The 23,236-nt window shown below is 74.3% G+C and carries 24 protein-coding genes; 23 read left to right on the forward strand and 1 reads right to left on the reverse strand.

What is annotated here, in order from left to right; translation table 11 throughout:
* Positions 1 to 47: 47 nt before the first annotated feature.
* The 22 genes from CP980_RS10875 to CP980_RS10980 all read left to right on the forward strand — a co-directional run bounded on the left by CP980_RS10875 (position 48) and on the right by CP980_RS10980 (position 20,688).
* Positions 48 to 908, forward strand: coding sequence for a helix-turn-helix transcriptional regulator (locus tag CP980_RS10875; RefSeq protein WP_132756770.1), 861 nt, complete (start codon positions 48 to 50; stop codon positions 906 to 908).
* Positions 909 to 1,111: 203 nt separating this feature from the next.
* Positions 1,112 to 1,354 (forward strand): acyl carrier protein, encoded by a 243-nt coding sequence (locus tag CP980_RS10880; protein ID WP_099889465.1) that lies wholly within the window; start codon positions 1,112 to 1,114, stop codon positions 1,352 to 1,354.
* Positions 1,355 to 1,472: 118 nt separating this feature from the next.
* Positions 1,473 to 2,093: a hypothetical protein gene (locus CP980_RS10885; RefSeq protein ID WP_150528072.1), complete on the forward strand. Its 621-nt coding sequence runs from the start codon at positions 1,473 to 1,475 to the stop codon at positions 2,091 to 2,093.
* Entirely contained in the window at positions 2,086 to 2,925 is an 840-nt protein-coding gene (locus CP980_RS10890) for a hypothetical protein (protein WP_099889467.1), read from the forward strand. Before CP980_RS10885 ends, CP980_RS10890 begins: the two co-directional genes overlap by 8 nt.
* Before the next feature lie 12 nt (positions 2,926 to 2,937).
* A complete protein-coding gene (locus CP980_RS10895) occupies positions 2,938 to 3,156 on the forward strand; it encodes a tautomerase family protein (protein ID WP_099889468.1) in 219 nt (72 codons plus the stop codon).
* 41 nt (positions 3,157 to 3,197) lie between these two features.
* Positions 3,198 to 4,058, forward strand: a complete 861-nt coding sequence (locus CP980_RS10900; protein WP_229906922.1) for an AfsA-related hotdog domain-containing protein — start codon at positions 3,198 to 3,200, stop codon at positions 4,056 to 4,058.
* A complete protein-coding gene (locus CP980_RS10905) occupies positions 4,055 to 4,786 on the forward strand; it encodes an HAD family hydrolase (protein ID WP_229906923.1) in 732 nt (243 codons plus the stop codon). The genes CP980_RS10900 and CP980_RS10905 overlap by 4 nt, the downstream gene beginning before the upstream one ends.
* Positions 4,783 to 5,412 (forward strand): nucleoside/nucleotide kinase family protein, encoded by a 630-nt coding sequence (locus CP980_RS10910; RefSeq protein ID WP_150528074.1) that lies wholly within the window; start codon positions 4,783 to 4,785, stop codon positions 5,410 to 5,412. The genes CP980_RS10905 and CP980_RS10910 overlap by 4 nt, the downstream gene beginning before the upstream one ends.
* A complete protein-coding gene (locus CP980_RS10915) occupies positions 5,409 to 7,100 on the forward strand; it encodes a GH3 family acyl-acid amido synthetase (protein WP_229906924.1) in 1,692 nt (563 codons plus the stop codon). Before CP980_RS10910 ends, CP980_RS10915 begins: the two co-directional genes overlap by 4 nt.
* A gap of 99 nt (positions 7,101 to 7,199) precedes the next feature.
* Positions 7,200 to 8,054, forward strand: coding sequence for a class I SAM-dependent methyltransferase (locus tag CP980_RS10920; protein WP_099889472.1), 855 nt, complete (start codon positions 7,200 to 7,202; stop codon positions 8,052 to 8,054).
* A gap of 2 nt (positions 8,055 to 8,056) precedes the next feature.
* Positions 8,057 to 9,547 carry an NAD(P)/FAD-dependent oxidoreductase gene (locus tag CP980_RS35875; RefSeq protein WP_189998468.1) on the forward strand — a complete coding sequence of 497 codons (1,491 nt, stop codon included), beginning with the start codon at positions 8,057 to 8,059 and terminating at the stop codon, positions 9,545 to 9,547.
* The gene (locus tag CP980_RS10930; RefSeq protein WP_132756764.1) at positions 9,544 to 10,686 is read left to right on the forward strand and encodes a hypothetical protein; all 1,143 of its coding nucleotides are present in this window, start codon (positions 9,544 to 9,546) and stop codon (positions 10,684 to 10,686) included. The genes CP980_RS35875 and CP980_RS10930 overlap by 4 nt, the downstream gene beginning before the upstream one ends.
* Positions 10,683 to 11,423, forward strand: a complete 741-nt coding sequence (locus CP980_RS10935) for a DUF6182 family protein (protein ID WP_132756762.1) — start codon at positions 10,683 to 10,685, stop codon at positions 11,421 to 11,423. Before CP980_RS10930 ends, CP980_RS10935 begins: the two co-directional genes overlap by 4 nt.
* A 1-nt stretch (position 11,424) precedes the next feature.
* Complete coding sequence (locus tag CP980_RS10940; protein WP_150528075.1) at positions 11,425 to 12,084, forward strand: LysR substrate-binding domain-containing protein; 660 nt, start codon at positions 11,425 to 11,427, stop codon at positions 12,082 to 12,084.
* Positions 12,081 to 12,881 carry an alpha/beta fold hydrolase gene (locus tag CP980_RS10945; protein ID WP_150528076.1) on the forward strand — a complete coding sequence of 267 codons (801 nt, stop codon included), beginning with the start codon at positions 12,081 to 12,083 and terminating at the stop codon, positions 12,879 to 12,881. Before CP980_RS10940 ends, CP980_RS10945 begins: the two co-directional genes overlap by 4 nt.
* Entirely contained in the window at positions 12,875 to 13,747 is an 873-nt protein-coding gene (locus CP980_RS10950; protein WP_150528077.1) for a methyltransferase domain-containing protein, read from the forward strand. The genes CP980_RS10945 and CP980_RS10950 overlap by 7 nt, the downstream gene beginning before the upstream one ends.
* The gene (locus CP980_RS10955; RefSeq protein ID WP_229906925.1) at positions 13,744 to 14,655 is read left to right on the forward strand and encodes a carboxymuconolactone decarboxylase family protein; all 912 of its coding nucleotides are present in this window, start codon (positions 13,744 to 13,746) and stop codon (positions 14,653 to 14,655) included. Before CP980_RS10950 ends, CP980_RS10955 begins: the two co-directional genes overlap by 4 nt.
* A gap of 139 nt (positions 14,656 to 14,794) precedes the next feature.
* On the forward strand, positions 14,795 to 15,985 hold the full coding sequence (locus CP980_RS10960) for a cytochrome P450 family protein (protein ID WP_150530197.1): 1,191 nt from the start codon (positions 14,795 to 14,797) through the stop codon (positions 15,983 to 15,985).
* 150 nt (positions 15,986 to 16,135) lie between these two features.
* On the forward strand, positions 16,136 to 16,333 hold the full coding sequence (locus CP980_RS10965) for a hypothetical protein (protein WP_150528078.1): 198 nt from the start codon (positions 16,136 to 16,138) through the stop codon (positions 16,331 to 16,333).
* Complete coding sequence (locus CP980_RS10970; RefSeq protein WP_132756753.1) at positions 16,330 to 18,651, forward strand: TOMM precursor leader peptide-binding protein; 2,322 nt, start codon at positions 16,330 to 16,332, stop codon at positions 18,649 to 18,651. The genes CP980_RS10965 and CP980_RS10970 overlap by 4 nt, the downstream gene beginning before the upstream one ends.
* A 177-nt stretch (positions 18,652 to 18,828) precedes the next feature.
* Entirely contained in the window at positions 18,829 to 19,980 is a 1,152-nt protein-coding gene (locus CP980_RS10975; RefSeq protein WP_229906926.1) for a sensor histidine kinase, read from the forward strand.
* A gap of 99 nt (positions 19,981 to 20,079) precedes the next feature.
* Positions 20,080 to 20,688, forward strand: a complete 609-nt coding sequence (locus CP980_RS10980) for a response regulator transcription factor (protein WP_099889481.1) — start codon at positions 20,080 to 20,082, stop codon at positions 20,686 to 20,688.
* 9 nt (positions 20,689 to 20,697) lie between these two features.
* On the opposite strand, the gene CP980_RS10985 is transcribed toward CP980_RS10980, so the two are convergent.
* Positions 20,698 to 21,999 (reverse strand): phosphoribosyltransferase family protein, encoded by a 1,302-nt coding sequence (locus tag CP980_RS10985; protein WP_150528079.1) that lies wholly within the window; start codon positions 21,997 to 21,999, stop codon positions 20,698 to 20,700.
* A 248-nt stretch (positions 22,000 to 22,247) separates the two neighbouring features.
* Between CP980_RS10985 and CP980_RS10990 the strand changes: the two genes are divergently transcribed.
* Positions 22,248 to 23,228 (forward strand): XdhC family protein, encoded by a 981-nt coding sequence (locus CP980_RS10990; protein WP_150528080.1) that lies wholly within the window; start codon positions 22,248 to 22,250, stop codon positions 23,226 to 23,228.
* The last annotated feature ends 8 nt before the right edge of the window (positions 23,229 to 23,236 follow it).

Here is a 23,236-nt window from a genome sequence, read left to right on the forward strand (position 1 = left end):
CGGTCCACGGAAGTTTTCTTCAGTCGGAGAGAGAAAGAGGTCGAGGAATGCAGACGACTGCGTCCCCTCCGGTATCGGGGCTTTTACGGCGGACGAGGCTGCGGCATTTCCTGCGGGCGCGCAGGGAGCAGATCACGCCGGAGGAGGTCGGTCTGGTGAACATCGAGCGCAGACGTACGCCGGGGCTGCGGCGCGAGGAGGTCGCGGCTCTGGCCGGGGTGGGGGTGTCCTGGTACACCTGGCTCGAACAGGGGCGGGACATCAACGTCTCCGAGGGCATCGTGAACGCGGTCAGCAATGCGCTGCGGCTCGGGGACGCGGAGCGCACGTATTTCTACCGGCTGGCCGGCCACAATCCGCCGCAGCCGACGGCGGGGCGCCGGTGGGACAGCGAGTACGCGCGGATGAACGCGCTCGTCGAGGGGTGGTCGCGCAATCCGGCGTACATCACCGACCGGTACGGGCGCATCGAACTGGCCAGCCGTTCGGCCCGGTCCCTGTTCCGCATCGAGGCCCGCGGGGACAACTGCGTGCTGAAGTTCTTCACCGAGGCGTCGACACGTGAGAAGTACCCGGAGGCGGAGGAGGTGGGGCGCGGGCTGGTCGCCCAGTTCCGGGCCCAGTCGGCGCGTTTCCCGGAGGACCGGGAATTCGGCCGGATCGCCGAGCGGCTGAGCGAGCGCAGCCCGCGCTTCGCCGCGCTGTGGGACTGTCACGAGGTGGTCGGCCCGAACCGGAGCCGGCGAAAGATCGCGCTGCCGCAGGCCGGGGTGCGGGTGTTCGACCGCGTGGAGATGAGCGTGCCGCAGAGCCCCGAGTCGTTGCTGACCCTGTACATCGCCCGGCCCGGAGTGGATTCGGTCGCGCGGGAGCGCGATGCGGTCGGCTGTCACGCCGAGGCCGCCTGATTCCGCCGCCTCCTGATTCCCCGGCCTCCTGATTCCCCTGCCGGTGGTGTTCGCACCACCATGATCGGGAGACACTTCCTCCGCCCGTTCCCGGATCCCATGATGAATCCGTGGGACGCGGAGGGCATTCGATCCGCTGAATTCACCAGCTCCGATCCCGCAACGCGAAAGTCGGCGTTCCAAGTGATTCACGGAGGATTCTCATGGATGTTTCGATCGTCAGCCGTATCGTCGTGGTCCTGGGCGAGCTGGACGTGCCGACGGCGGATGTCACGCCGGACACCACGTTCGAGGCGATGGAGATCGACTCGCTGCTGCTGGAGGAACTGGCGCTGCGGTTGCAGAAGACGTTCGGCGTCGAGATCGAGATGGGTGAACTCGTCCCCGAGCAGACCGTCGCGGAGGCGGCGGCGGTGATCGCCTCGAAGAGCGTCACGGTCGCCTGAGGCGTTCCCCCGTCCGCACCTTCCCGCATTCACACCTTCCCGTATTCGCGCATTCGCGGTCCGCGCGTCATGCATTCCCGTACTCACGTATTCACGTATTCATCGAAAGGGCACAGCCATGTCTTCGACCCTGCTCGTCCTCAATGAAGTCGCCGTCGCCCCCGGCCGCCTGGACCAGGTCCTCGCCGAGTGGAACCGGCTGCACCAGAAGGAGCCGGTGGCCGGCCGCGCGCTGTACGTCAGCGTGGACGACGGCAACGTCCTGGAGATCACGCCGGTCAAGGAGCTCTCCGAACTGGACGGCCTGAACGCGGGCTGGAAGCAGCTGTGGGAGGCCGTGTCGGCCGACCTCGTCACCGACTTCCGGCGCCACCTGCTGGAGTTCGTCGAAGCCCCCAAGGACACCGCCGACCCGCTGCCGCAGACCCCGTACGTCCAGCTGCGCTACATAGAGGTGAAGCCGCGCGAGTACGCCGCGTACCGCGAGTGGCGCGAGAACACCATCTTCGACGTGGTCCGGCGCGCGGAAGAGGTGCAGACCTTCCTCGCCTACCACTCGCTGATCAGCTCGCAGCCGGGCGTCATGTTCGTGTCCGGCTTCGAGGTCGAACCGGCCGCGTACCAGGCCGTCTTCACCTCGCCGGAGTACCAGGAGATCGTCCGCCAGGCGGGCGACCGCTACATCGTGGGCGGCGAGAGCGGTCTCTACACCCGCGTCTACAAGCGCGCCGATGTCTGAGAAGTACGAGCTCGCCCTGACGACCCAGGGTCCGCTGTACCCGCCGAGCGAGGTCATGGACGGCGACGGCAACTTCCTGGTGGTGGGCATGATCAACCGGCCCACCGCCGGCGGCGGGGCCGCGCCCGAGTGGGGCGCGGCCGTGGTCTCACCGGCCGGCCCGGTTCCCGAGTTCGGCCGGCTCGCCCCCTACACGGTGCTGCGCGAGCTGGACACCGACCCCGGCGGGGCGGACCGGGACCTCGTCCTGCACACCCTGCCGCTGCCCCTGCCCTGCAACAACTACCCGATGGTGTTCGCGCCGGAGCAGCTGCCGTACGCCGACCGGGTCCGGCGGCCGAGCCACGCCTTCCACGAGGTGCCGATCCCGGACCTGCGGCCCGAGGACGGCCCGAAGGTCACCGAGCCGGTGACCTTCGGCCGGTGGATGGAGGCGAGCGGGACCCTGGAGGTGGCCGTCACCCCCGACGGCCGGTCCGCGACGTTCGACTTCGACTTCTCGCGCCTCGTGCCGGACAGCGTCTACACGGTGATGTCGCTGCGCGCCCGTGACCTGGATCCGGCCGGCCCCACCCGGCCGGGCCCGCTCGGGGTGCCGAACGTCTTCACCACGGACGCGGACGGCTCCGGCCGCTACCACGCCACCATGCCGGACCCCTTCCCGGACCCGGAGCTGCCCGGCGCCAACCGGATCATCAACGTCGTCGTGCTGTGGATGAGCTACCAGCGCAGCTACGGCGGCGCCATCGGGGAGTTCGGCCTCGGCGGGGACATCCACGCCCACCTGAAACTGCGCGGCCCGTCCTTCCAGGACCTGCGCACCACACCCTGAGAGGCCCTTCCCATGCCCATCATCTCCGTCACCACCTGGGACGGCCAGGACGACGCCCAGAGCCGGGAGCTCATGGAGGAGCTGACCCGGACCGTCAGGAAGGTCACGGGAGCACCCCTGGACAAGATCACGGTCTACATCCAGGAGGTGCCGCGCAACCGCTGGGCCGAGGGCGGGGCCCTGGGCAGCGACCCGGAGTTCCCGGTGCTGAGCCGGCGCCTGACCGAATGACGCGACCCCCACCACCACCCGAACAGGAAAGGTCGAAAGCCATGTCCGTGCCCATGCCCCATGAGTCGTCCCAGGCGGCCGCCACCCATGCCAAGCCCGGCACGCTGTTCCTCGTGGGCGACGTGTTCGCCGAGTTCGCCCACCACGAAGGCGTGTTCACCGTCTCGCAGCTGGCCCGCCTGATCAGGAACGGGACGTTCCCCGAGAGCCCCGCCGGCCCCGGCGGGGTCCGCGTGAGCGTGGGGCAGGGCGTCTCCCTGTTCGACGTGCAGTACGTACGCGACACCCTGGCCCGGCGCGGGCTGACGGACCTGGTCGTCATCGACGACCAGGCACTGCACACCCGCGCCGGCCGGGAGATCGCCCACAAGCACCGCCCCGAGAACGTGCTGATCTCCGAGCCCCGCCCGGTCGGCGACGACTGGTACGAGGCGGACCTGCTGGTGGACGGCGACAACGAGGTGATGTCCGACCACCTCACCGGACAGCACATGCAGGGGATGCTGGCCACCGAGGCCGGCCGGCAGATGTTCATAGCGGTCGCCGAGCAGTTCTACCTGCCGCCCGAGGCGGTCGGGAGCAGCTACTTCGTCATCGATTCCTTCGCGACCCGGTACCGCAACTTCCTCTTCCCGCTGCCCGCGGTGGTGCGCTGCCGCGTCCTCGCCCACCGCACCCCGCACCGTACGCGGATGACCTTCCACTGCGAACTCTCCGTGAGCCAGGGCGGGTCGGAGACGGCGGGCATGGAGGTCCGCTTCACCGCCTTCGACACCCAGGTCTCGCACGCCAAGGAGACGCGTGCGGCGCAGCGTTCCCTCCAGGACGGGGTGGCGCTGGCCACGGCGGCGGCGGCCGCGGAGGCCGCGTCCCCCGTCCGCGCGGAGGTCCGTACGTCATGACCGACCACCTGCCCGGCTACATGGCCGAGTACGTCAGCGCCTCCCTGTCCGCGGCGGTCCGGCCCTACATCGTCTTCAGCGACGTCGACGAGACGCTGATCACCGTCAAGAGCATGTTCGACTTCCTCCACTACCAGCTGGTGCGCCGGCACGGCGCGGCCGGCGAGGAGGAGTACGAGCGGATCGCGGCGGTGATCGGCCGCCGGGCCGCCGCCGGCGCCCCCCGCTCGGAGATCAACCGCTTCTACTACAGCCATTACGCCGGCGAGTCCGTGGAGACGATCACGCGGCTGGCGGACGACTGGTTCACCGAACGCACCTCCTCCACCCGGGGCTTCTACATCGACTCGACGCGCCGGGCCCTGCGCGGGCACCGGGCCGCGGGGGCTCCCCTGGTCCTGGTCTCCGGTTCCTTCCCGCCCCTCCTGGAGCCGCTGGCGCGCGAGATCGGCGCGGAAACGGTTCTGTGCACCCGTCCGCTGACCGAGGACGGCCGCTACACCGGCGAGGTCGGCACCCCGGTCATCGGCGAGGGCAAGCGCGCCGCGGTCCTCGCCCACCTGGCGGCGCGGCCCGCCGTCGACCCGCGCGACTGCTTCGCGTACGGGGACCACCTCTCCGACCTGCCGATGCTCGAACTCGTGGGGCATCCGGTGGCCGTGGGCGAGGACCCCGAGCTGCGGGCCCACCTGGCGGCCCGCCGCCCCGAGACCACCGCCACGCGATGACCGGGCCCCGGTTCCACGTGCTGCTCGGTCCCGACGGGGCCGGCAAGTCCTCGGTCATGAAACGCCTGGTGTCGAAGCTGCCCGAGTGGCGGATGGTCTCGACGGACAGTGCTTTCGTCGCCCCCGAGCACGCCCTGATCCCCCGGCTGCGCCGGGACGTCCACGAGCACCTGCTGCCCGGTCTCGGCGCCGCATACTCCGCAGACTTCCTGGCCAGCGTCCTGCAGACCGCCGTGGTCCACCTCAGGGACCAGGTGCGGGAGGCGGACCCGTGCGTGCCGGTCCTCATGGACTCGTACTACTACAAGATCCTGGCGAAGTGCCGGATGGCCGGGGTCCAGGACCGCGCGATGTACAGCTGGTGGCGTTCCTTCCCGCGGCCGAGCTCGGTGGTCTTCCTCGACGTCTCGCCCGAGTCCGCCTGGCGCCGCAGGGGGGACGGCGCACGGCTCAACTCCCTGGAGTACGACGGGGAGGACGGGACCTGGGCCGAGTTCGAGCGCTACCAGCGCAGCCTGCGCAAGCTGCTGCTGGAGGAGGTGCGGGAGGTTCCGGTCACGATGCTGGCGGAGCAGCCCGACGCCGGCCGGGCGGCCGAGGCCGTACGGGAGGTGCTGACCTCGTGAACGCCGATTCCGTCTGGCACACCCCCGGCCACACCGGCCGCTACCGGGCGCGCGTGTTCGCGGCGCGCGAGCGGCTGGCCGCCGAGCACGCCGATCTGCGCGGGGCGCAGCAGCGCGTCCTCACCGACCTGGTGGGCTTCAACGCCTCCACCCATTTCGGCAGGCGGCACGGGTTCGGCCGTGTGCTCACCGTGGACGACTTCCGCGAGGCCGTCCCCGTACGGGACTACGCCGACCACGCCGACCTCATCGAGCGGACGGCCGCCGGGGAGCGCAACCTGCTGTCGGCCGACGCCCCCGCCGTCTACTTCACCAGCAGCGGCAGCACCGGAGCGCACAAGAAGGTGCCGGTCACCCCGCGCTTCATGCGGACCACCTTCATGCCGTTCTACCTCGCGGCCTGGGCCCCGCTGATCGAGCACTTCCCCGACGTGCTGGAGCGGCCCGACGCCGTGCTCAACCTCAAGCACGACCCGCTGAGCGCCCCGCCCACCACCGGCGACGGCCGCCCCCATGTGGGCGCCAGCCAGGTGGACTTCGGCGCCCGGTTCGGCGAACCCCTCTCGGCCGAGCCCGGTACGGGCGCACCGTGGGCGGCTCTGCCGGTGCCGACCGAGCCGGGCGACCACCTGGAGCGGGCGTACCTGCGGCTGCGGCTGGCGGTGCAGAGCGATCTGCGCGCGCTGATCGGCATCAACCCGGCGATGGTCGCCGCCGTTCCGTACCAGCTCAACCTGTGGTGGCCGAGGATCGTGAAGGAGGTACGGGACGGCACCCTCGGGGGTCTGCCGCACCGGGCGCCGGACCCCGAGCGGGCCGCCGAGCTCGAACACCTCGCGGAGTACTTCGGCACCGTACGGCCCGCGCAGGTGTGGCCCCGGCTGCGCGCGGTCTTCTGCTGGACGACCGGGGTGGCCTCGCTCTACCTGCCCGCGCTGCGGGAGGAGTTCGGCCCCGGGGTGAGCGTGCTGCCGGCGCCGGTGGCCGCCTCGGAGGGCCCGGTCGGCGTGGCGCTGGACCGGCACGCCTCGGCCGGCAGCCTGGTCGCCTCGGCCTCGGTGTACGAGTTCGTACCGGCCGACCGGGACCTCGCCCCGGACTCGGCCACGCTGCTGCCGCACGAGCTCGAAGCCGGCCGGGACTACCACGTGGTCTTCAGCCACGTGGGCGGCCTGTACCGGTACGCGGTCGGGGACGTGGTCCGCGTCGTGGACGTGTCCGGCGGGGTGCCGAGGCTGGAGTACGCGGGCCGCGGCGGCCGCTCCGACGCGGCCGGCGAGCGGCTGCGGGACGCGGAGGTGGTCCGGGCCCTGCACACGGCCCTGGCCGGCGGCGGACTCGCCCTGCGCAACGTGGCCTGCCGGGTCGAACCGGCGGGTCCGGCGCAGCTCGGGGCTCCGCACTACGTCTTCGCGATCGCCCCCCGCACCCCCTGGCACGAGGCCGAGACCGTACGTTTCACCGCCGCCCTGGACCGCTGCCTCGCGGAGCAGTCCGCCGGGTACGCCGGGGCCCGGGCGGCCGGCCGGCTGGGCGCCCCCGCCGTACGCCTGCTGGACGCCGAGGCGTTCGACCGCGACTGGCACGAGGCCGTCGGCGCGGGCATCCGCCCGACGCAGGTCAAGGACCGCCTCTTCCGGCAGGACGACGCCCTCTGGGAGCGCCTGACCCGGGCCCCGCTCGTCTGACCCGGTCCCTTTCCCGCCCGCCCCGGTCCCGCCCGCCCCGGTCCCGCTCGCCCGCCCCGGTCCCGCTCGCCCCGCCGCACCCCCGTACAAGGAGCCACCATGCCCGTGCTCAACCCCGTCGAACGGACCGCCCTGCTCACCGCCGCCCTGCGGGCCGCCGAGACCCGCCGCGAGGACCGGCTGTACGAGGACCCGTACGCCGCCGGACTCGTCGGCGAGGCGGGTCCCGGGCTGCTCGCCGAGATCCGGGCGGCGACGTTCCCGCCCGACCGGCCGCGGACCCTGCCCAGCACCCCCGACTACAACGCCATCCGCACCCGCTTCTTCGACGACCTGCTCCAGGAGGCCGCCCAGGATCCGGGGACCACCCAGCTCGTACTGGCCCCGGCCGGCATGGACTCGCGCGCCTACCGCCTCCCGTGGCCCGGGCACATCCGGTACTTCGAGGTCGACCGCCCGGCGGTGCTCGACTTCAAGGCCGGGCGGCTGCGGGGCGCCGAGCCCCGGGTCGACCACCGTACGGTCGCCGTCGACCTCACCGCCGACGACTGGGAGGAGCGCCTCGTCGCCTCCGGCTACGACCCTTCCGTCCCCTCGGCGTGGCTGCTGGAGGGACTGCTCTACTACATCCCCGAGGCCGACGCCCACCGGATGCTGGAGCGGGTCGCGGCGATCTCCGCACCCGGCAGCCGCATCGCGGCCGACATCGTCAACGCGGCCGCCCTGACCCTCCCCCACATGCGCGGCCTGCTGGACGTGTTCGCGGGCTGGGGGTGCCCCTGGGTGTTCGGCACCGACGAGCCGGAGGCCCTGTTCGAGCGGTACGGGTTCGACGTACGGGCCGTCCAGCCGGGCGAGCCCGGCGCCGACTTCGGGCGCTGGCCCGACCCGGTGCCGCCGCGATCGGTGGCGGACGTACGGCGGGTGTTCTTCGTGCACGGCCGGCGTCGCTGACCATGACGAGCACCGTGATCGCGGGCGGCGGCACCGCCGGCCTCGCCCTGGCCCTGGCACTCGGCGCGCGCGGCCACCGGGTGCGCGTCCTGGAGCGCGGCGGACCACCGCCGCAGGGGCCGGTCCTCAAGAGCGCCGGGCTGTGGGAACGGCCCGGCGTGCCCCAGGCCGGGCACGACCACATCCTGAACGCGCTCGGCGTGCGCATGCTGCGCACCCACGCGCCCGCCGTGCTCGACGCGGCGCTGGCGGAGGGGGCCCGGCTCGCCGACCTCACCGCCGCGGCGCCGCCGGGTGCCGCGGAGCCGGGGGACGAGGACCTCGTCACGCTGCTCGTCCGCCGGTCCGTCCTGGACCTCGTACTGCACCGCGCCGCCTCGGCCCTGCCCCGCGTGAGCGTCAGCCACCGCACCACGGTCAGGGGCGTGCTGACCGCGCCGACGGGCCGCCGCGTGACGGGCGTCGTCACGGACGGCGGCGAGCGGATCCAGGCCGGCCTGGTGGTGGACGCGTCCGGCCGCAGGGCGGCGTCCCGGTCCTGGCTGGCCGCGGCGGGCGTACCGGAGGCGGCCGACCTGACCGGCCCCAGCCGGCTGCACGCCTTCGGCCGCTTCTACCGGCTGCGCGACCCCGACGGCCCGCCGCCGGGCCCGCTCAACCGCGCCAACGCGGCCGGCGGGATCTGGGACCACTACTCCGCCGTCCTGCACCCGGCGGACAACGAGGTCTTCGCCGTCACCTTCGGCGCGCTGCCCGGCGACCGCGCCATGGCCGCCCTGCGCACGCCCGCCGCCTTCACCGCCGCCTGCCGCCTCTCCCCCTACCTGGCCGCCTGGGTCGACGAGGGCGCGGCGCGGCCGATCGGACCGGTACGCGCCATCGCCATGCCGCCGAACGTCCTTCGCGGCGCCGGGCCCGGCCTCCGGGCTCCGGTGGCCGGGCTGCTGCGGACCGGGGACGCCGCCTGCGTCACCGATCCGATGTTCGGCCGCGGCCTCTCCCTCGCCCTCGCGCACGCCTTCGGGCTCGCGGAGCTGATCGGGGAACACCCGGCGGCGGACGAACGGTTGGCCCTGGCCGCCGCGGACCTCGCCGACCGCCTGCTCCGCCCCTGGTACGAGGAGGGGGTCCACGACTCCCGGTCACGGGCCGAGCGGTGGCGGGCGGCGGCCGGACCGCCGCCGGACCCCGGGCCCGCGGCGCCCGCGGCGCCCGCAGCGCCCGAGGGCGGCCCGACCGTTGCGCCCGTGCCCGGGCCGGTCCGGACCGCCGCGCTCGCTGCGGCGGCCACCGACCGCACCGTCTGGCGGGGGATCACCCGGATCGGGACGAGCCTCGCCACCCCCGCCGAGGTCTTCGCCGACCCGGGTTTCACCGCCCGCGTACGGGCGGCCCGGGCGGGCGCCCCCGCACCCGGCGGTCCCCGCCCGCCCGCGTACGCCGAACTCCGCGGGGCGATCACCGCCCGCGTCCCGGACCGGAAGGAAGGATGAACGTGCTGACCCGCAAGAACGTCCTGCTGGCACCGGTCACGGTCACCCCCACCAAACCGCTGACCCCCAGCCACCTCAAGGGCCTGCTGTGGACCGACGTGATGTTCCGGGCCACCGCACCGCTCGCCACGGTGACGTACCGCTACAGCCACACCACCTACCACGTCACCGAGCAGACCGTCGGCTTCTGGGAGTACCTCGACCGCACCCACGGGGAGGCGGACTACGCGCAGCTCTCCGAGGAGGAGATCGGCGAGCTGTACGTCCACTACCGCTCCCGGGAGCCGCACCAGGACGCCGCCGTCCTGCGGCCCTACCGGGACGCCGTCGAGCACAACGGCTGGGTGCACCCGGCGAGCGAGCGGATGCTGCGGCTGTGGGCCGGCCACTACGAGCGGCTGGGCATGTACGACCCGGGTCTGCGCGAGCACCAGCCGCCCGGGCTCGGACTGGAGGAGATGGTCGAGCGGCTCGCCGCCGTGGGCCTGGTCCTCGACCAGCGGCACTGCGGGGGCCCCGTCTACCTGGACCTCACCCGCCACGGAATGCCGCTGCGCCGCATCGTCACGGCCGACGGCCGCCCCAACTACCTGGCCTGCGCCCTGCGCGAGCTGCTGCCGCTGGTGCCCTGGTACGACGAGGTGGTCCTGCTGTACGACCGCGAACTCGACGCGGACTACCGGCTGCTGCACCGGGTGCTGACCGCCTTCGGGCCGCCGGTGCGCCGGGTGCCCATCGGCCGGGTGCCCATCGGGGGAAAGATCACCTCGGCCCGGCACGGCGGCTGGCACGACCACACGGCCGGCGCGCTGCTGCGCGCCTCGGCCGAGGTCTGCGAGGGCCCGGACGGCCACGGCGAGGCCGCGCTCCGGCTCGGCATGCGGCTGTACTTCATCGCCACCCTCGGCCCGGGCGAGCAGCAGTCCTTCCGCCACGACCTGCTGCGCCACTGCCTGACCGTGGCCGCCCGGCTGCTGCGGCGCTCCGGGGCCGCGAGCGGCGGGGGCGACCTGCCCGGGGTGCTGGAGCGGCACCGGCGCGGCCACGCGTACGTCGACCCCTACCGGCTGGCCTGCTCGCTCCTCGGCAAGGGCCGCCCCGCTCCCGATCCCGTACTCCTGTCGGCGGTGTTCCTGTGAGTGCCCTTCCCCTGTCCTCCGCGGCCCTGCTCAAGTCGGCCGCGGACCGGGTCCGCTCCGCGCGGCCGGAGTTGGCGGACGGGCTCGACCTGTCCAGTACGCAGGCGCTGCGCGCCGTCCGGGCCGGGCTTCACGGCCGCCCCGCCCCGGCCGACGAGGCGCTGGCCGTGGTCGTCATCGGCCGGCTCGACCTGCCCCGGTGGGTGGGCGAGACCTGCGCCTTCGCCCTCGCGCTGGCTCCCGGGCGACGGGAGGCGTGGCGGCGCTCGTTCACCCGTACCGTCTACCTCGCCGGCAGTCCGTCCAACCTGCGCGAGCGGTTCGCCTTCGACCACGTCGCGGGCGACGACTCCATGGCCTGGGCGGGGCCCGCGCCGGGCACGGAGACGGCCACGCTGCGCCGACTGCTCAAGACCTTCGAGGCCGCGCACGAACTGACCGCGCAGCGGCCGGCCACCGTGACCGTGCCCGGCCGCCCGGGCGCCCGTACGCCGGTCCACCGCGAGCTGTACATCGCCACCGCCAGGGTGTCGGTCACCGCGGCGCTCGTGCACGTCAACCACCTGCTCGCCGAGGCCGTCCTGGACGGGCTGATCGGTCCCGGGGACCGCCTCACGCTGCGGTTCGTACCGCGGCTGACCGGCCTGGGCGCACGGCTCGCCGTGTTGCGGGTCGACACCGATGTCCACCGCCCCGACGAACTCCAGGCCTATGCCGGACTGACCACGGAGGTCTGAAATGCCCACCCCCGCCACCCTCACCCCCGCCACCCTCACCCCATCCGCCCCCGCCCCCGCCGTCCGCCTGGGCGTCCACGGTTCCACGCACCTGGCTTCCCGCCTGGTCGCGGCCGCCGGCCACGCCCCGGAGTCCGTGGAGTACGTCCCGTACGAGGTCACCGAGCCGTTCGGCCCGCTGCGGGCCGGTGACGCGGACATCATGATCGTCAAGTACGACCCGCTGGAGCCGGACCTCGCCCTGAGCCGCCCGGTCGGCTTCGACGGGCGGGCCGTGCTCGCCGGGGCCCACCACCCGCTGGCCGGGCGCGCCTCGGTGTCGGTCGAGGAGGTCGCCGAGTACGGGGGCTTCCGGTGCCCCGGCTCCTTCCCGGCGCACGTCTGGGACCTGGTGGTACCGCCGCGGACCCCGCTGGGCCGGCCGATCCGCCGCGTCCACGCCATGACCACGCTGACGGCGATGGCGGAGCTGCTCAGGAGCACGTACGCGGTCCACGTCTCGTTCCGGTCCCTGGACGCGGTGGTCCCCCCGGACATCAAGGTCGTACCCGTGCACGACCTGCCGCCCTCACCGGTCGCCTTCGCCCGGCTGCGTGGCGCCGAACCACCCGAGCACGTACGGCGGTTCGTCGCGGACGCGGAACGGGCGGCGCTGCGATGAGCCTTCCCCTCGCCCTGCTGCACGCCCTGCCCCTCGACTCGTCCATGTGGGAGGCGACGGCCCGGGAGCTGCGCGCCCGGGGCCGGCGGGTCCTCACCCCCGACCTGTGCGGTTTCGGTTCCGCGCCGCTCCCTCAGGGCCCGCCCTCCCTCGACGCCGTGGCCGACGCGCTGGCCCGCGAGCTCGACCGGCAGGGTGTCGGCGAAGTCGCCCTCGCCGGCTGCTCCATGGGCGGCTACGTGGCGATGGCCTTCCTGCGCCGCCACCCGGACCGCGTCCGCGCCCTGGCCCTGCTGGCGGCCAGGAGTACGGCCGACGGCGCGGAGGCGGCCGCGCAGCGCCTGCGCTTCGCCGAGGCGGTCCTCGACGACGCGGCGCGCCCCGCGCTCGTCTCCGCGACCACCCCTTCCCTGCTGGGCGCCACCACCAGGGCCCGGCGGCCGCGGCTGCCGGCCCGGGTCAGCGGCCTGGCGCTCGCGGCCCCGCCGCGGTCGGTCGCCTGGGCGCAGCGGGCCATCGCGGCCCGTACGGACTCCACGGCCGCCCTGCGCGCGGCGGACGTCCCCGCGGTGGTGGTGATCGGCGCCGAGGACGCGCTCGTCTCCCTCGACGAGGCCTGCCGGACGGCCGAGGCGCTGGGGCGCGGCCGGCTCCTCGTCCTCCCCGGGGTCGGCCATCTCGCCCCCCTGGAGGCACCGGAGGCGGTGGCGGGGATCCTCTCGGACCTGCTCGCACGGGCGCGGACCACGGCCGAGGGGGCCACCGTACGGACCGGGGCGCAGGCGGCGGCATGCTGACGGCCGGACACGCGGCATGGGGGTACACGACCTCCACCGGGCTGCCGTTCACCCACGAGGAGATCGTCGACCCGCACTTCGAGGCCTGCGCCGTCCCCTACCTGGACGCCCTGGACGGGGTCGGCATCCGGCCCGGCTGGCACGTGCTCGACGCGGGCTGCGGCAGCGGCGCGTTCCTGCCCCGGATCGCCGAACTCGTCGGCCCGGCGGGCCGGATCTCGGCCGTCGACCTGGCCGCGGAGAACGTGGAGCGCGCCGCCGGGCGGCTGCGGGACCGGCCGGACGCCCCGCCGCTGGTGGTGCGCCGGGCCGGTCTCCTGGATCTGCCTTACGCGGACGGCATGTTCGACGCCGTGTGGTGCGCGAACACGACGCAGTACCTGGACGACGCGGAGCTGGCGCGCGCACTGGCGGAGCTGCGCCGGGTCACCCGGCCCGGCGGCCTCGTCGCGGTCAAGGACGTGGACGGTTCGCTGAGCACGGTCCGCCCGGCGGACCCGTTCCTGATCACCGATTTCCTCCGGGCGTCCGCCGCCTCCCCCGGCTACGCCCGCCAGCTGCTGCGCGGCCGCGACCTGTACCGGTGGCTGCGGGCGGCCGGTCTGACGGACGTACGGCAGCGCACGATCCTCATGGAGCACCACGCTCCGCTCACCCTGGCCGCCCTGCGCTTCTACGCGAACGCCTGCGCGCGCTTCGCCCGCCAGGCGGCGGACGAAGGCATCGCGGGGGACTGGGCCCCCTTCCTCGACCCCGACGATCCGGCGGGCCCGCTGCGCGACCCGGACGGATACGTCAGCGAGGGCAACGTCATCGCGATCGGCACAGTGCCGTTCGCACCGATGGATGGAGACGACACACCATGAACGACGTACGGAGCACCGCCGAGATGACCCGCCGCGCCACCCTCACCGGGGGCGCCCTCGTCGGCATCGGCCTCGCCGAGGGCCTGCTGAACCCCGCGCCGGCGGCGGCCGCGGCCGCCTCCCGCGACGACTCCCGCTACGCGCGCGGGCTGGCCGTCCTGCACGAGACCTCGGGCGAGCGCGGCGCGGCGGTGATCGAGTCGCTGCGGGACATCGCCCCGGACCTCGGCCGCTTCGTGGTCGAGTTCGCGTACGGGGACGTCTACTCCCGCGCGGGGCTCGACCTGCGCGAGCGGGAGCTGTCCACGGTCGCCGCGCTCGCCGCCCAGGGGGACGCCGCCCCGCAGCTGGACTTCCACATCGACGCGGCGCTGCACGTCGGCGTGGAGCCCGAGGAGATCATCGAGGCCCTCATCCACATCGTCCCCTTCATGGGGTTCCCCCGGGCGCTCAACGCGGTCGCCGTCGCCCGGAAGGTCTTCGCCGACCGGGGCGTGGGCTTCGAACCGCCGGTCATGGACGATCCCCGCGACCGGTACATGCGCGGGACCGAGAAGCTGGTGGAGATCGACGGGCACCACGGGCTGGAGGTCATCGAGTCCCTCAAGGACATCGCCCCCGACCTGGGCCGGTTCATCGTCGAGTTCACCTTCGGCGACGTCTACCACCGGCCGTGGCTGTCGCCGCGGCGCCGCCAGCTGGTCACCGTCGCCGCCCTGACGGCCTTCGGCGACACCGCTCCCCAGCTGCGCGTGCACATCGGGGCCGCCCTGAACGTGGGCCTGAGCCCGGCCCAGGTCGTGGAGACGCTGATCCACGTGGTGCCGTACGCCGGGTTCCCGCGGGTGCTGAACGCGATCGGCGTGGCCCGGGAGGTGTTCGAGAAGCGGAACACCCCCGTGCGGTGAGGCGACAGGACCCATGACGAGCGGACGGCAGAAGGGCTGACCCGTGCGAACGGACACCACGGCCGACACCACGGCCGGCATCACGGCCGGCGTCTCGGCCGAGACCACGGCCGGCGGCGGGGCCGGCGTCTCGGCGGACATCGCGGCCGACTTCGGGGCGCTCGGGGAGGAGTTCGTCCGCGATCCCCACCCGGTGTACGCCGCGCTGCGCGCCCGCGGCCCGGTGCACCGCGTCCGCGTGCCGGAGGGAGCCGACGCCTGGCTCGTCGTCGGCTACGAGGCCTGCCGCTCCGCGCTCACCGAGCCCTCCCTGTCCAAGTCCTGGCGGGACGCCTCGCCCGCCCTCCCGCTCACCCGGCTCTCCGCGGGCGAGAACCTGCTGAGCTCGAATCCGCCCGACCACACGCGGCTGCGCAAGCTGGTGGCCAAGGAGTTCACCCCGCGCCGCGTCGGGGCGCTCGCCCCCCGGGTGCGGGCCCTGACCGGCGAGCTCCTCGACGCCATGCTCGCCCGGCCGGCCGGCTCGGCGGACCTCGTCGAGGCGCTCGCGTTCCCGCTGGCCATGGGCGTCATCTGCGAGCTGCTCGGCGTGCCCTCCCTCGACCGCGCCGCCTTCCGCGACTGGGCCGAACAGGCCCTGAGCAGCCCGGACCACGCCACCAGGACGGCGGCCACGGCGGCGATGACGCGCTACCTCGCCGGCATGCTCGACGCGATGCGCGCGCGGCCCCGGGACGATCTGATGAGCGCCCTCATCCGCGCCACCGACGAGGACGGCGGCCGGCTCTCCCCCGACGAACTCATCGGCATGGCCTGGCTGCTGCTCGTCACCGGCTTCGAGACCACCGTCCAGCTGATCTCCTCGGGCGTCCTCGCCCTGCTGCGCCACCCCGACCAGCTCGCCGCGCTGCGCGCCGACCCCTCGCTCGTCGACGACGCCGTGGAGGAGGTGCTGCGGTACGAGGGGCCGGTCGAGACCACCACGTACCGGTTCACCACCGGGCCCGTGGAGATCGCCGGCGCCGTGATCCCCGGGGGCGGCGAGCTGGTGCTGGTCGCGCTCGCCGACGCCGACCGGGACCCCGCGCGCTTCCCCGACCCGGACCGCTTCGACATCCGCCGGCCCGCGGGCGGGCACATCGCCTTCGGCCACGGCATCCACTACTGCCTGGGAGCGCCGCTGGCCCGCCTCCAGGCCCGTACGGCCGTCACCTCGCTCCTCGCGCGCTGCCCGGCCCTCTTCCTGGACGCCGGCCCCGGCGACCTCGTATGGCGCGCGGGGCTCCTCATCCGCGGCCCGCGGAAGCTGCCCGTCCGCTGGCGGGCCTGACCGTCCGGCCCCGCCGGCGGCGCCGGTCCATGTGAAAACTTCACCTCGCGCTGGTGACCGCGGCACTGTCCCGCGATCACCGGATCCTCGCAGAATCGTCAGTGAACGGACCGACCCGCGCCACGACGACGCAGAGGGAACTCCACCGCCATGACCAGCCTTTCGGCCAACGCCCGTATCAGCCCCAGCACCGGATCCGCACCGATACCCGTCCGCTCCACGAAGCCGGGCCTGGTGATCGAGAACCTCGACGCCCTGCCGGACACCGCGTACGCCCTGTTCACCGTCTGCAGCCGGACGCAGGTCACGGAATCGGCCGCGACGCCCGCCGGACGGCTGGGAGCATGAGCGCTGCCGGGCGCGAGCGGCCCGACCTGCCGCTCCCGGCCGCGCCGGCCGCCGCCGAGGCGCTGGTGGGCTTCAAGTCCCACCTGCGGCCCACCGTCGTCCCCGGCGACGCCGCCTACCTGGTGTCCCGGCGCGGGGTGACCGCCCTGGGCGGGAGCGGGGCGGAGGTCCTCGTGCCGCTGCTCGACGGGACCCGGACCGCGGGGGCGGTCCGCCGGGAGGCCGCGCGGATCCTGGGGGCCGAGGACGCCGAGGCGGCCCTCCTCTCGCTGGCCGACGCCGGGTTGATCCGCTCCACCACCCCGGCGGCGGAGGCCGAGGCCGAGGCGTACTGGGACCTGGCCGGGCTGGACGGCGGGGTGGCCGCCGCCGGGCTGGCCCGGGCCGCCGTCGCCGTCGAGGCGCTGCCCGGGCTGGATCCGGAGCCGGTGGCCCGGGCCTGCCGGGAGTCGGGGATCGCGGTCGTCGCGGACCCCGGCGCCGCCGACCTGGTCCTCGTCCTGTGCGAGGACTACCTCTCCCCCGGGCTGGCCGCCGTGGACGCCCGCCAACGCGCCTGCGGCCGGCCGTGGCTGCCGGTCAAGGTGTGCGGAACCGACCCCTGGGTGGGCCCGTTCTTCCGGCCCGGCTCCGGCCCCTGCTGGCACTGCCTGGCCGTACGGCTGCGCGGCCACCGCCACTCCGAGGTGCCCGTGCGGCGCGCGCTCGGCCTGGAGGGTCCCGTACCGCGGCCCGCCGCCGGGCTCGCCGCCGGGACCGCGCTCGCCGTGAACCTCGCCGTCCTGGAGGCCGCCAAGTGGCTGGCCGGGCTGCGCCGCCCCGAGCAGGCCCACATCCGCACCTTCGACACGCTGAGCCTGAGCACCGCCGGCCACCCGGTGGCCCGGCTCCCGCAGTGCGCGGCCTGCGGGGATCCCGGTCTGGTGGCCCGCCGGGCCGGCGCCCCCTTCGTCCCCGTCTCCCGGCCCAAGGCCGCCGCGACCGGGGGCGGGGACCGCGCCCTGACCCCGGCGCAGATGCTGCGTACGTACGGACACCTGGTGGACCCGGTGACCGGGGTGGTCAAGGAGATCCGGCAGGCCCCCGGCGCCCCGGAGTTCGTCCACGCGTACACCTCCGGGCACAACCTGGCCATGGAGTCGGCGTCCTTCGCCGGGCTCAGCTCGGGCCTGCGCGCGCTCAGCGGCGGCAAGGGCCGCACCGCCGAGGAAGCCCGTACGAGCGCGCTGTGCGAGGCGGTCGAGCGCTACAGCGGTACCCGGCACGGCGACGAGCCGGTGGTCCGCGACTCCCTGCGCGGCCTGGGCGGCGCGGCCGTGCACCCCAACGACTGCCAGCTCTACAGCGCCCGCCAGTTCGCGGAGCGGGAGGAGTGGAACGCGCGGCACTCCCGCTTCCACCACGTACCGGCGCCGTTCGACGAGACCCGGCCGACCGACTGGACCCCGGTGTGGTCGCTGACCGGCGGCGTCCGGCGGCTGCTCCCCACCTCGATGCTGTACTTCGGGCGGGCGACGGACGTCGCGGCGGACCCCGCGGCCGGGGAGCCGTGGGCCGACTCCAACGGCAACGCGGCGGGCAGCAGCCCCGAGGACGCGCTGGTCCAGGGCTTCCTGGAGCTGGTGGAGCGGGACGCGGTCGCCCTGTGGTGGTACAACCGCACCCGTCAGCCCGGGGTGGACCTGGGCTCCTTCGAGGACGAGTGGGTCGAGCGGACGCGCCACGGGCTGCGCCGGATGAACCGGGAGGTGTGGGCGCTCGACCTCACCTCCGACCTGGGGATCCCGGTGATCGCGGCGCTGTCGCGGCGCACCGACAAGCCGGCCGAGGACGTGCTCTTCGGCTTCGGCGCGCACTTCGACCCCCGGGTGGCGCTGTGCCGGGCCCTGTCGGAGCTGGGGCAGCTGCTGCCCGCCGTCGGCGCGGCGCGCGGGGACGGCGGCGGATACCGGATCACCGACCCGGAGCCGCTGTCCTGGTGGCGCGGGGCCACCATCGCCAACCAGCCATATCTGGCGGCCGATCCGATGGCGCAGACCCGTACGCCGGGCCACTGGACCGTGGCCGCGGGGGCCGATCTGCTCGACGACGTACGCATGATCACCGAGCTGGTCCGGAGCAAAGGACTGGACCTGCTCGTACTCGACCAGAGCCGACCTGACCTCGGACTTCCCGTGACGAAAGTGGTCGTACCGGGACTGCGCCACTTCTGGGCGCGGTACGGCCCGGGCCGCCTCTTCGACGTCCCCGTGGGCCTGGGCCGGCTGGCCGAACCCACACCGTACGACCAGCTCAACCCCGTCCCGCTGTTCGTATGAGGGATCGAATCCCGCCCCCGGTCCACGCCCCTCCCCTATGCTCACATCTGGCGTGTAACAGAGGAACGCTTAAGGGGGATTGACATGCCTGGCCGCCTCAAGTCCTCGGATGGACCGTCGGAGGCGGTCCTGGTCGAGGGCATTCTGCGACGGAGCCGGGACTTACCCGCACCCCGGATGGCGCAGGTCATCCTCATCGCCGCGCTCCTCTGCTACGTGGGCATCACCGCCCTGAACATCCTCAGCGCCGGAGTCGAAGGGCTCGCCCTGGCCGCCGCCTTCGGCTGCCTGGGCGCGGTCTTCGCCCTCCAGCTCCTGCACTCCCGGACGAGCACGCAGCGCGTCCCGACCGGACACCGGGCGCTGACGCTCGGCGCCCAGGCCGCCTTCACCTACCTGCCGCTCATCGCCCTGAAGTCGCAGTGGGGCGCCATGGCCGGCTTCCTCGCCGGGTCCCTGCTGCTGCTCCTGCCCCCGCGCCTGGGCTGGATCCTCTACGGGATCGTGGGCGTCAGCATGCTGGTGCCCCCGCTCCTGGAGGGGCGGCCCGTCATCGACAGCGTCTACCTGGTGCAGACCACCCTGCTGACCGGGCTCGTCACTTTCGGCCTGACCCGGCTGTCGGAGCTGGTCCGCGTCCTGCACGAGAGCCGCGGCGAACTCACCCGCGCCGCCGTCACCCGCGAACGGCTGCGCTTCGCGCGGGACCTGCACGACCTGCTCGGGTACAGCCTCTCGGCGATCCAGCTCAAGGGGGAGCTCATCCACCGCCTGATCCCGGCCCATCCGGCGCGGGCCATGGACGAGATCGAGGACGTGCTGGCCATCTCCCGCCAGTCGCTGGCCGACGTACGGCGGGTGGCGAGCGGGTACCGGGACATGTCGCTGGAGGAGGAGATCGCCTCGGCCAAGTCGGTGCTGGGCGCCGCCGAGGTCGACGCGGTGACCGACATCCGCATGGGGGAGGTCAGTCCGCCCGTGGACACGGTGCTCGCCACCGTCCTGCGGGAGGCCGTCACCAACGTCCTGCGCCACAGCAGGGCCGTGCACTGCGAGATCACCGCGGTCGAGGAGGACGGCCTCATGACCCTGTCGGTCACCAACGACGGGGTCACCGACGGCTACCGCGACACCTCGCCGCACAGCGGCAGCGGCCTGGGGAACCTGGGGCTGCGACTGCGGGCGGTGGGCGGGGAGCTGACGGCCGAGCGGGGCCCCGGCACCCTGTTCCGGCTGGTGGCACGGGTCCCGGCACACGGGGACGTCGACCCCGACCTCGACGAGGCGGACGAGGCGGCGGAGGGCGAGCGCTCATGGCTCCTCGCCTGACGTGAGCGCCCGCCACCGGCTGCCAACCGGTCGCCGGACCAGGCCGGTTGCTATGATCACAAGTACACGATCGACCGCGCGGACGGGGGGCTCGTCACGGTGATCAGAATCCTGCTGGCCGAGGACATGCACATGGTGCGCGGAGCGCTCGTCGCCCTGCTGGACCTGGAGGACGACCTGGAGGTCGTCAGCGAGTTGTCGCGCGGGGACGAGATCCTGGCCGCCGCCCTCGACGTCCGGCCGGACATCGCCATCATCGACATCGACCTCCCCGGACTCGACGGCCTGAGCGCGGCCGTGCAGATCCACGAGCACCTCCCGGAGTGCCGGACGCTGATGCTCACCAGCCTGGGCCGCCCCGGAACGCTGCGCCGGGCCCTGGCGGCCCAGGTCTCCGGCTACCTCCTCAAGGACGACTCCCCGAAGGAACTGGCCAGCGCCATCCGCCGGGTCGTGGCCGGGCACCGGGTCATCGACTCCAAGCTGGCCGTCGCCGCGTGGAACGGGCTGGAGAGCCCGCTGACCGACCGCGAGACCGAGGTGCTGCGCATGGCGGCGCAGGGCTCGGAGGCCGCCGAGATCGCCGGGGAGCTCCACCTGTCCACCGGGACGGTGCGGAACTACCTGACGACGGTCGTGATGAAGCTGAAGGCCCGCAACCGCGTGGACGCGATCCGCATCGCCCGCGACGCGGGCTGGCTGGTCTGAGCCCCGGGTTCACTCCCCCGCGAGGGAGCCCCCGGGGCGCGGACGGTGGGTGGTGAACCAGTGCTCGGCGAGGGCGGACACCTCGTGGAGGGCCCCGGGCTCCTCGAAGAGGTGGGTGGCGCCCTCCACGATCTCCAGGCGGCTCTCGCAGCGCAGCCGGGTCCGGGCCTCGCGGTTGAGGGCGAGGACCTGGTGGTCCTGCGAGCCGACGATCAGGAGGGTGGGCGCGCGGACCCCGGCGAGGAGGGATCCGGCCAGGTCCGGGCGGCCGCCGCGGGAGACCACGGCGTAGACCGGCGAGTCGGGCCCGGCCGCGGCCGCGAGGGCGGCCGCCGCCCCCGTCGAGGCGCCGAAGTAGGCGGGCGGGACCGGGGTGCGGGTGCCGAGCCAGGTCGTGGCGGCGGCGAGGCGGGCGGCCAGGGCGGCGATGTCGAAGACGTTCGTACGGTCCGCCTCCTCGGCCGGGGTGAGCAGGTCGAACAGCAGCGTGCCCAGACCGGCCCGGTTCAGGTCCGCGGCCACCCGGCGGTTGCGCGGGCTGCGCCGGCTGCTGCCCGAGCCGTGCGCGAACACGACCACCGCGCCGGCCCCCGGCGGGAGGGTGAGGTCTCCGGGAAGGCGCAGGCCCGCCGCCTCCACCGCCACCTCCACCCCGGCCTGCTCCGCTGGGGCCGGGCGCCGCGGCGACTGGGCGAGCAGGGCGACGACCTCCTCGTCCGGGGTCTGGGAGAAGTCCCGGTACCACTGGCCGACCGAGGAGAACCCCGGCGGCGAGCCCAGGCAGACCACCTCGTCGGCCACCGCCCCCACCCGGGCCAGCGCGTCCGGCGGGGCCACGGGGGCCGCCATGACGATGCGGGCCGCGCCCTGCGCCCGTACGACCTGGCAGGCCGCGGCCGCGGTGGCGCCGGTCGCGATGCCGTCGTCCACCACGATCACCGTCCGCCCGTGCAGGTCCTCCTGCGGCCGGCCCGCGCGGTAGCGGGCGGCCCGGCGGGTCAGCTCCGCCTGCTCCGCCTCCTCCACGGCGGCGATGTCCTGCGGGCGCAGCCGCCCGCGCCGGACGATGTCCTCGCTGATGACGCGTACGCCGCCCTCGCCGATCGCGCCGAACGCCAGCTCGGGCTGGTACGGCACCCCCAGCTTGCGGACGACGATCACGTCGAGCGGGGCGCCGAGGGCGTGGGCCACGTGGAAGGCGACCGGGACCCCGCCGCGCGGCAGCCCCAGCACCACGGGACGGTCCGGCGCGTACCTCGCCAGCTCGGCGCCGAGCCTTCGACCTGCGTCGTCGCGGTCCGTGAAGAGCATTGCGGGTCATCCCCAAGGGTCGTCCCCGGCGTTCCCTGCCGTACTTCGAAACAACGCCTCCCGGCGCCCGCGTGCAACTCGGGTGCGGCGGCCGGTGGGTGGTCCGTACGAGGGAGGCGGGTCCGGGTCTGTGGGTTTTGAGGGATGGGTAGGGGTGGGGTGCGTGCGTAGGTTGGCCGTCAGGCGGCGTCCGCGCCGCCGGCCTGGTGCTTTGGGGCGGGCTCTGACGACGAGGATGGGGCGGCGCGATGCGTGAGCTGGTGGAGACGGCGCGGCGGTGGACGGCGGAGGGGCGCACCGCGTTCCTGGCCCGGCCGGTGGCCGAGCAGGGCTTCGGGCCGCGGGACCCGGCGGGGGCCCTGCTCGTGGACGCGCGCGGGGAGTGCGTCGGGGCCCTGTACCGGGGGGTCTTCGACGCCGAGCTGGTGGCGGAGGCTGCGGCCGTGCCCGCCGGGGCCACCGCCCGGGTGTGCGAGGTCTCGGTCGGCGCCGACGAGGCCGTGGAGGCGAAGCTGACCTGCGGCGGGCGGGCCGAGATCCTGCTCCAACCGCTGTCGGCCGTGCCCGCCGCGTGGTGGGACCTGCTCGGCGAGGGCGTGGGCGTCGCGCTCGTGACCCGGCTCGACGAGCAGGCCGGGCACGCGCTGAGCGAGGTGGTACGGGCCGTCGACACCCCGGCCGACGACGCCGAGCGGCGGGCCGGGGAGCTGCTGGCCACGCGCCGGCCCGGGCGGGACGCGCTGTACGGGGAGCGCGGGCTGGTGTTCGTGGAGGCGTACCCTTCCGCCCCGTACGTGCTCATCGGCGGGGGCGGCGAGCTCGCCGAGATCATCGAGGCGCAGGCCCTGCTGCTGGGCTGGGGCGCCGGACTCGTCGATTCCGTCGCCGAGGCCGGGAAACTGCTGGAGGCCCGCCGGGACGCCGCCTGCCTGGTCATGCTGAGCCACGATCCGGAGTTCGACGTGCCGACCGTACGGACCGCGCTCGCGCTGGGGATCCCGTACGTCGGCGCACTCGGCTCCCGCAAGACGACGGCGCGGCGCCGCGAGGGGCTGCTGGCCTCGGGGGTCTCCGAGGCGGAGATCGCGCGGGTGCACGGGCCGATCGGCCTGGACCTCGGTGCCCGGACGCCCCCGGAGACGGCGCTGGCGATCTGCGCGGAGATCCTGGCCGTGCTCGGGGGGTACGAGGTCCGGGCGCTGCGGGATTCGGAAGGGCCGCTGCGCTAGGCCGCGCC

Source organism: Streptomyces vinaceus (genome assembly GCF_008704935.1).
GTDB classification, from domain to species: Bacteria; Actinomycetota; Actinomycetes; order Streptomycetales; family Streptomycetaceae; genus Streptomyces; species Streptomyces vinaceus.

What these genes read in the sequence shown, in the direction of transcription:
- CP980_RS10875 (WP_132756770.1), top strand. Translation starts at nt 48, where the DNA reads ATGCAGACGACTGCGTCCCCTCCGGTATCGGGGCTTTTACGGCGGACG.
- CP980_RS10880 (WP_099889465.1), top strand. Translation starts at nt 1,112, where the DNA reads ATGGATGTTTCGATCGTCAGCCGTATCGTCGTGGTCCTGGGCGAGCTG.
- CP980_RS10885 (WP_150528072.1), top strand. Translation starts at nt 1,473, where the DNA reads ATGTCTTCGACCCTGCTCGTCCTCAATGAAGTCGCCGTCGCCCCCGGC.
- CP980_RS10890 (WP_099889467.1), top strand. Translation starts at nt 2,086, where the DNA reads ATGTCTGAGAAGTACGAGCTCGCCCTGACGACCCAGGGTCCGCTGTAC.
- CP980_RS10895 (WP_099889468.1), top strand. Translation starts at nt 2,938, where the DNA reads ATGCCCATCATCTCCGTCACCACCTGGGACGGCCAGGACGACGCCCAG.
- CP980_RS10900 (WP_229906922.1), top strand. Translation starts at nt 3,198, where the DNA reads ATGTCCGTGCCCATGCCCCATGAGTCGTCCCAGGCGGCCGCCACCCAT.
- CP980_RS10905 (WP_229906923.1), top strand. Translation starts at nt 4,055, where the DNA reads ATGACCGACCACCTGCCCGGCTACATGGCCGAGTACGTCAGCGCCTCC.
- CP980_RS10910 (WP_150528074.1), top strand. Translation starts at nt 4,783, where the DNA reads ATGACCGGGCCCCGGTTCCACGTGCTGCTCGGTCCCGACGGGGCCGGC.
- CP980_RS10920 (WP_099889472.1), top strand. Translation starts at nt 7,200, where the DNA reads ATGCCCGTGCTCAACCCCGTCGAACGGACCGCCCTGCTCACCGCCGCC.
- CP980_RS35875 (WP_189998468.1), top strand. Translation starts at nt 8,057, where the DNA reads ATGACGAGCACCGTGATCGCGGGCGGCGGCACCGCCGGCCTCGCCCTG.
- CP980_RS10930 (WP_132756764.1), top strand. Translation starts at nt 9,544, where the DNA reads ATGAACGTGCTGACCCGCAAGAACGTCCTGCTGGCACCGGTCACGGTC.
- CP980_RS10940 (WP_150528075.1), top strand. Translation starts at nt 11,425, where the DNA reads ATGCCCACCCCCGCCACCCTCACCCCCGCCACCCTCACCCCATCCGCC.
- CP980_RS10945 (WP_150528076.1), top strand. Translation starts at nt 12,081, where the DNA reads ATGAGCCTTCCCCTCGCCCTGCTGCACGCCCTGCCCCTCGACTCGTCC.
- CP980_RS10950 (WP_150528077.1), top strand. Translation starts at nt 12,875, where the DNA reads ATGCTGACGGCCGGACACGCGGCATGGGGGTACACGACCTCCACCGGG.
- CP980_RS10955 (WP_229906925.1), top strand. Translation starts at nt 13,744, where the DNA reads ATGAACGACGTACGGAGCACCGCCGAGATGACCCGCCGCGCCACCCTC.
- CP980_RS10965 (WP_150528078.1), top strand. Translation starts at nt 16,136, where the DNA reads ATGACCAGCCTTTCGGCCAACGCCCGTATCAGCCCCAGCACCGGATCC.
- CP980_RS10970 (WP_132756753.1), top strand. Translation starts at nt 16,330, where the DNA reads ATGAGCGCTGCCGGGCGCGAGCGGCCCGACCTGCCGCTCCCGGCCGCG.
- CP980_RS10975 (WP_229906926.1), top strand. Translation starts at nt 18,829, where the DNA reads ATGGCGCAGGTCATCCTCATCGCCGCGCTCCTCTGCTACGTGGGCATC.
- CP980_RS10985 (WP_150528079.1), bottom strand. Translation starts at nt 21,999, where the DNA reads ATGCTCTTCACGGACCGCGACGACGCAGGTCGAAGGCTCGGCGCCGAG.
- CP980_RS10990 (WP_150528080.1), top strand. Translation starts at nt 22,248, where the DNA reads ATGCGTGAGCTGGTGGAGACGGCGCGGCGGTGGACGGCGGAGGGGCGC.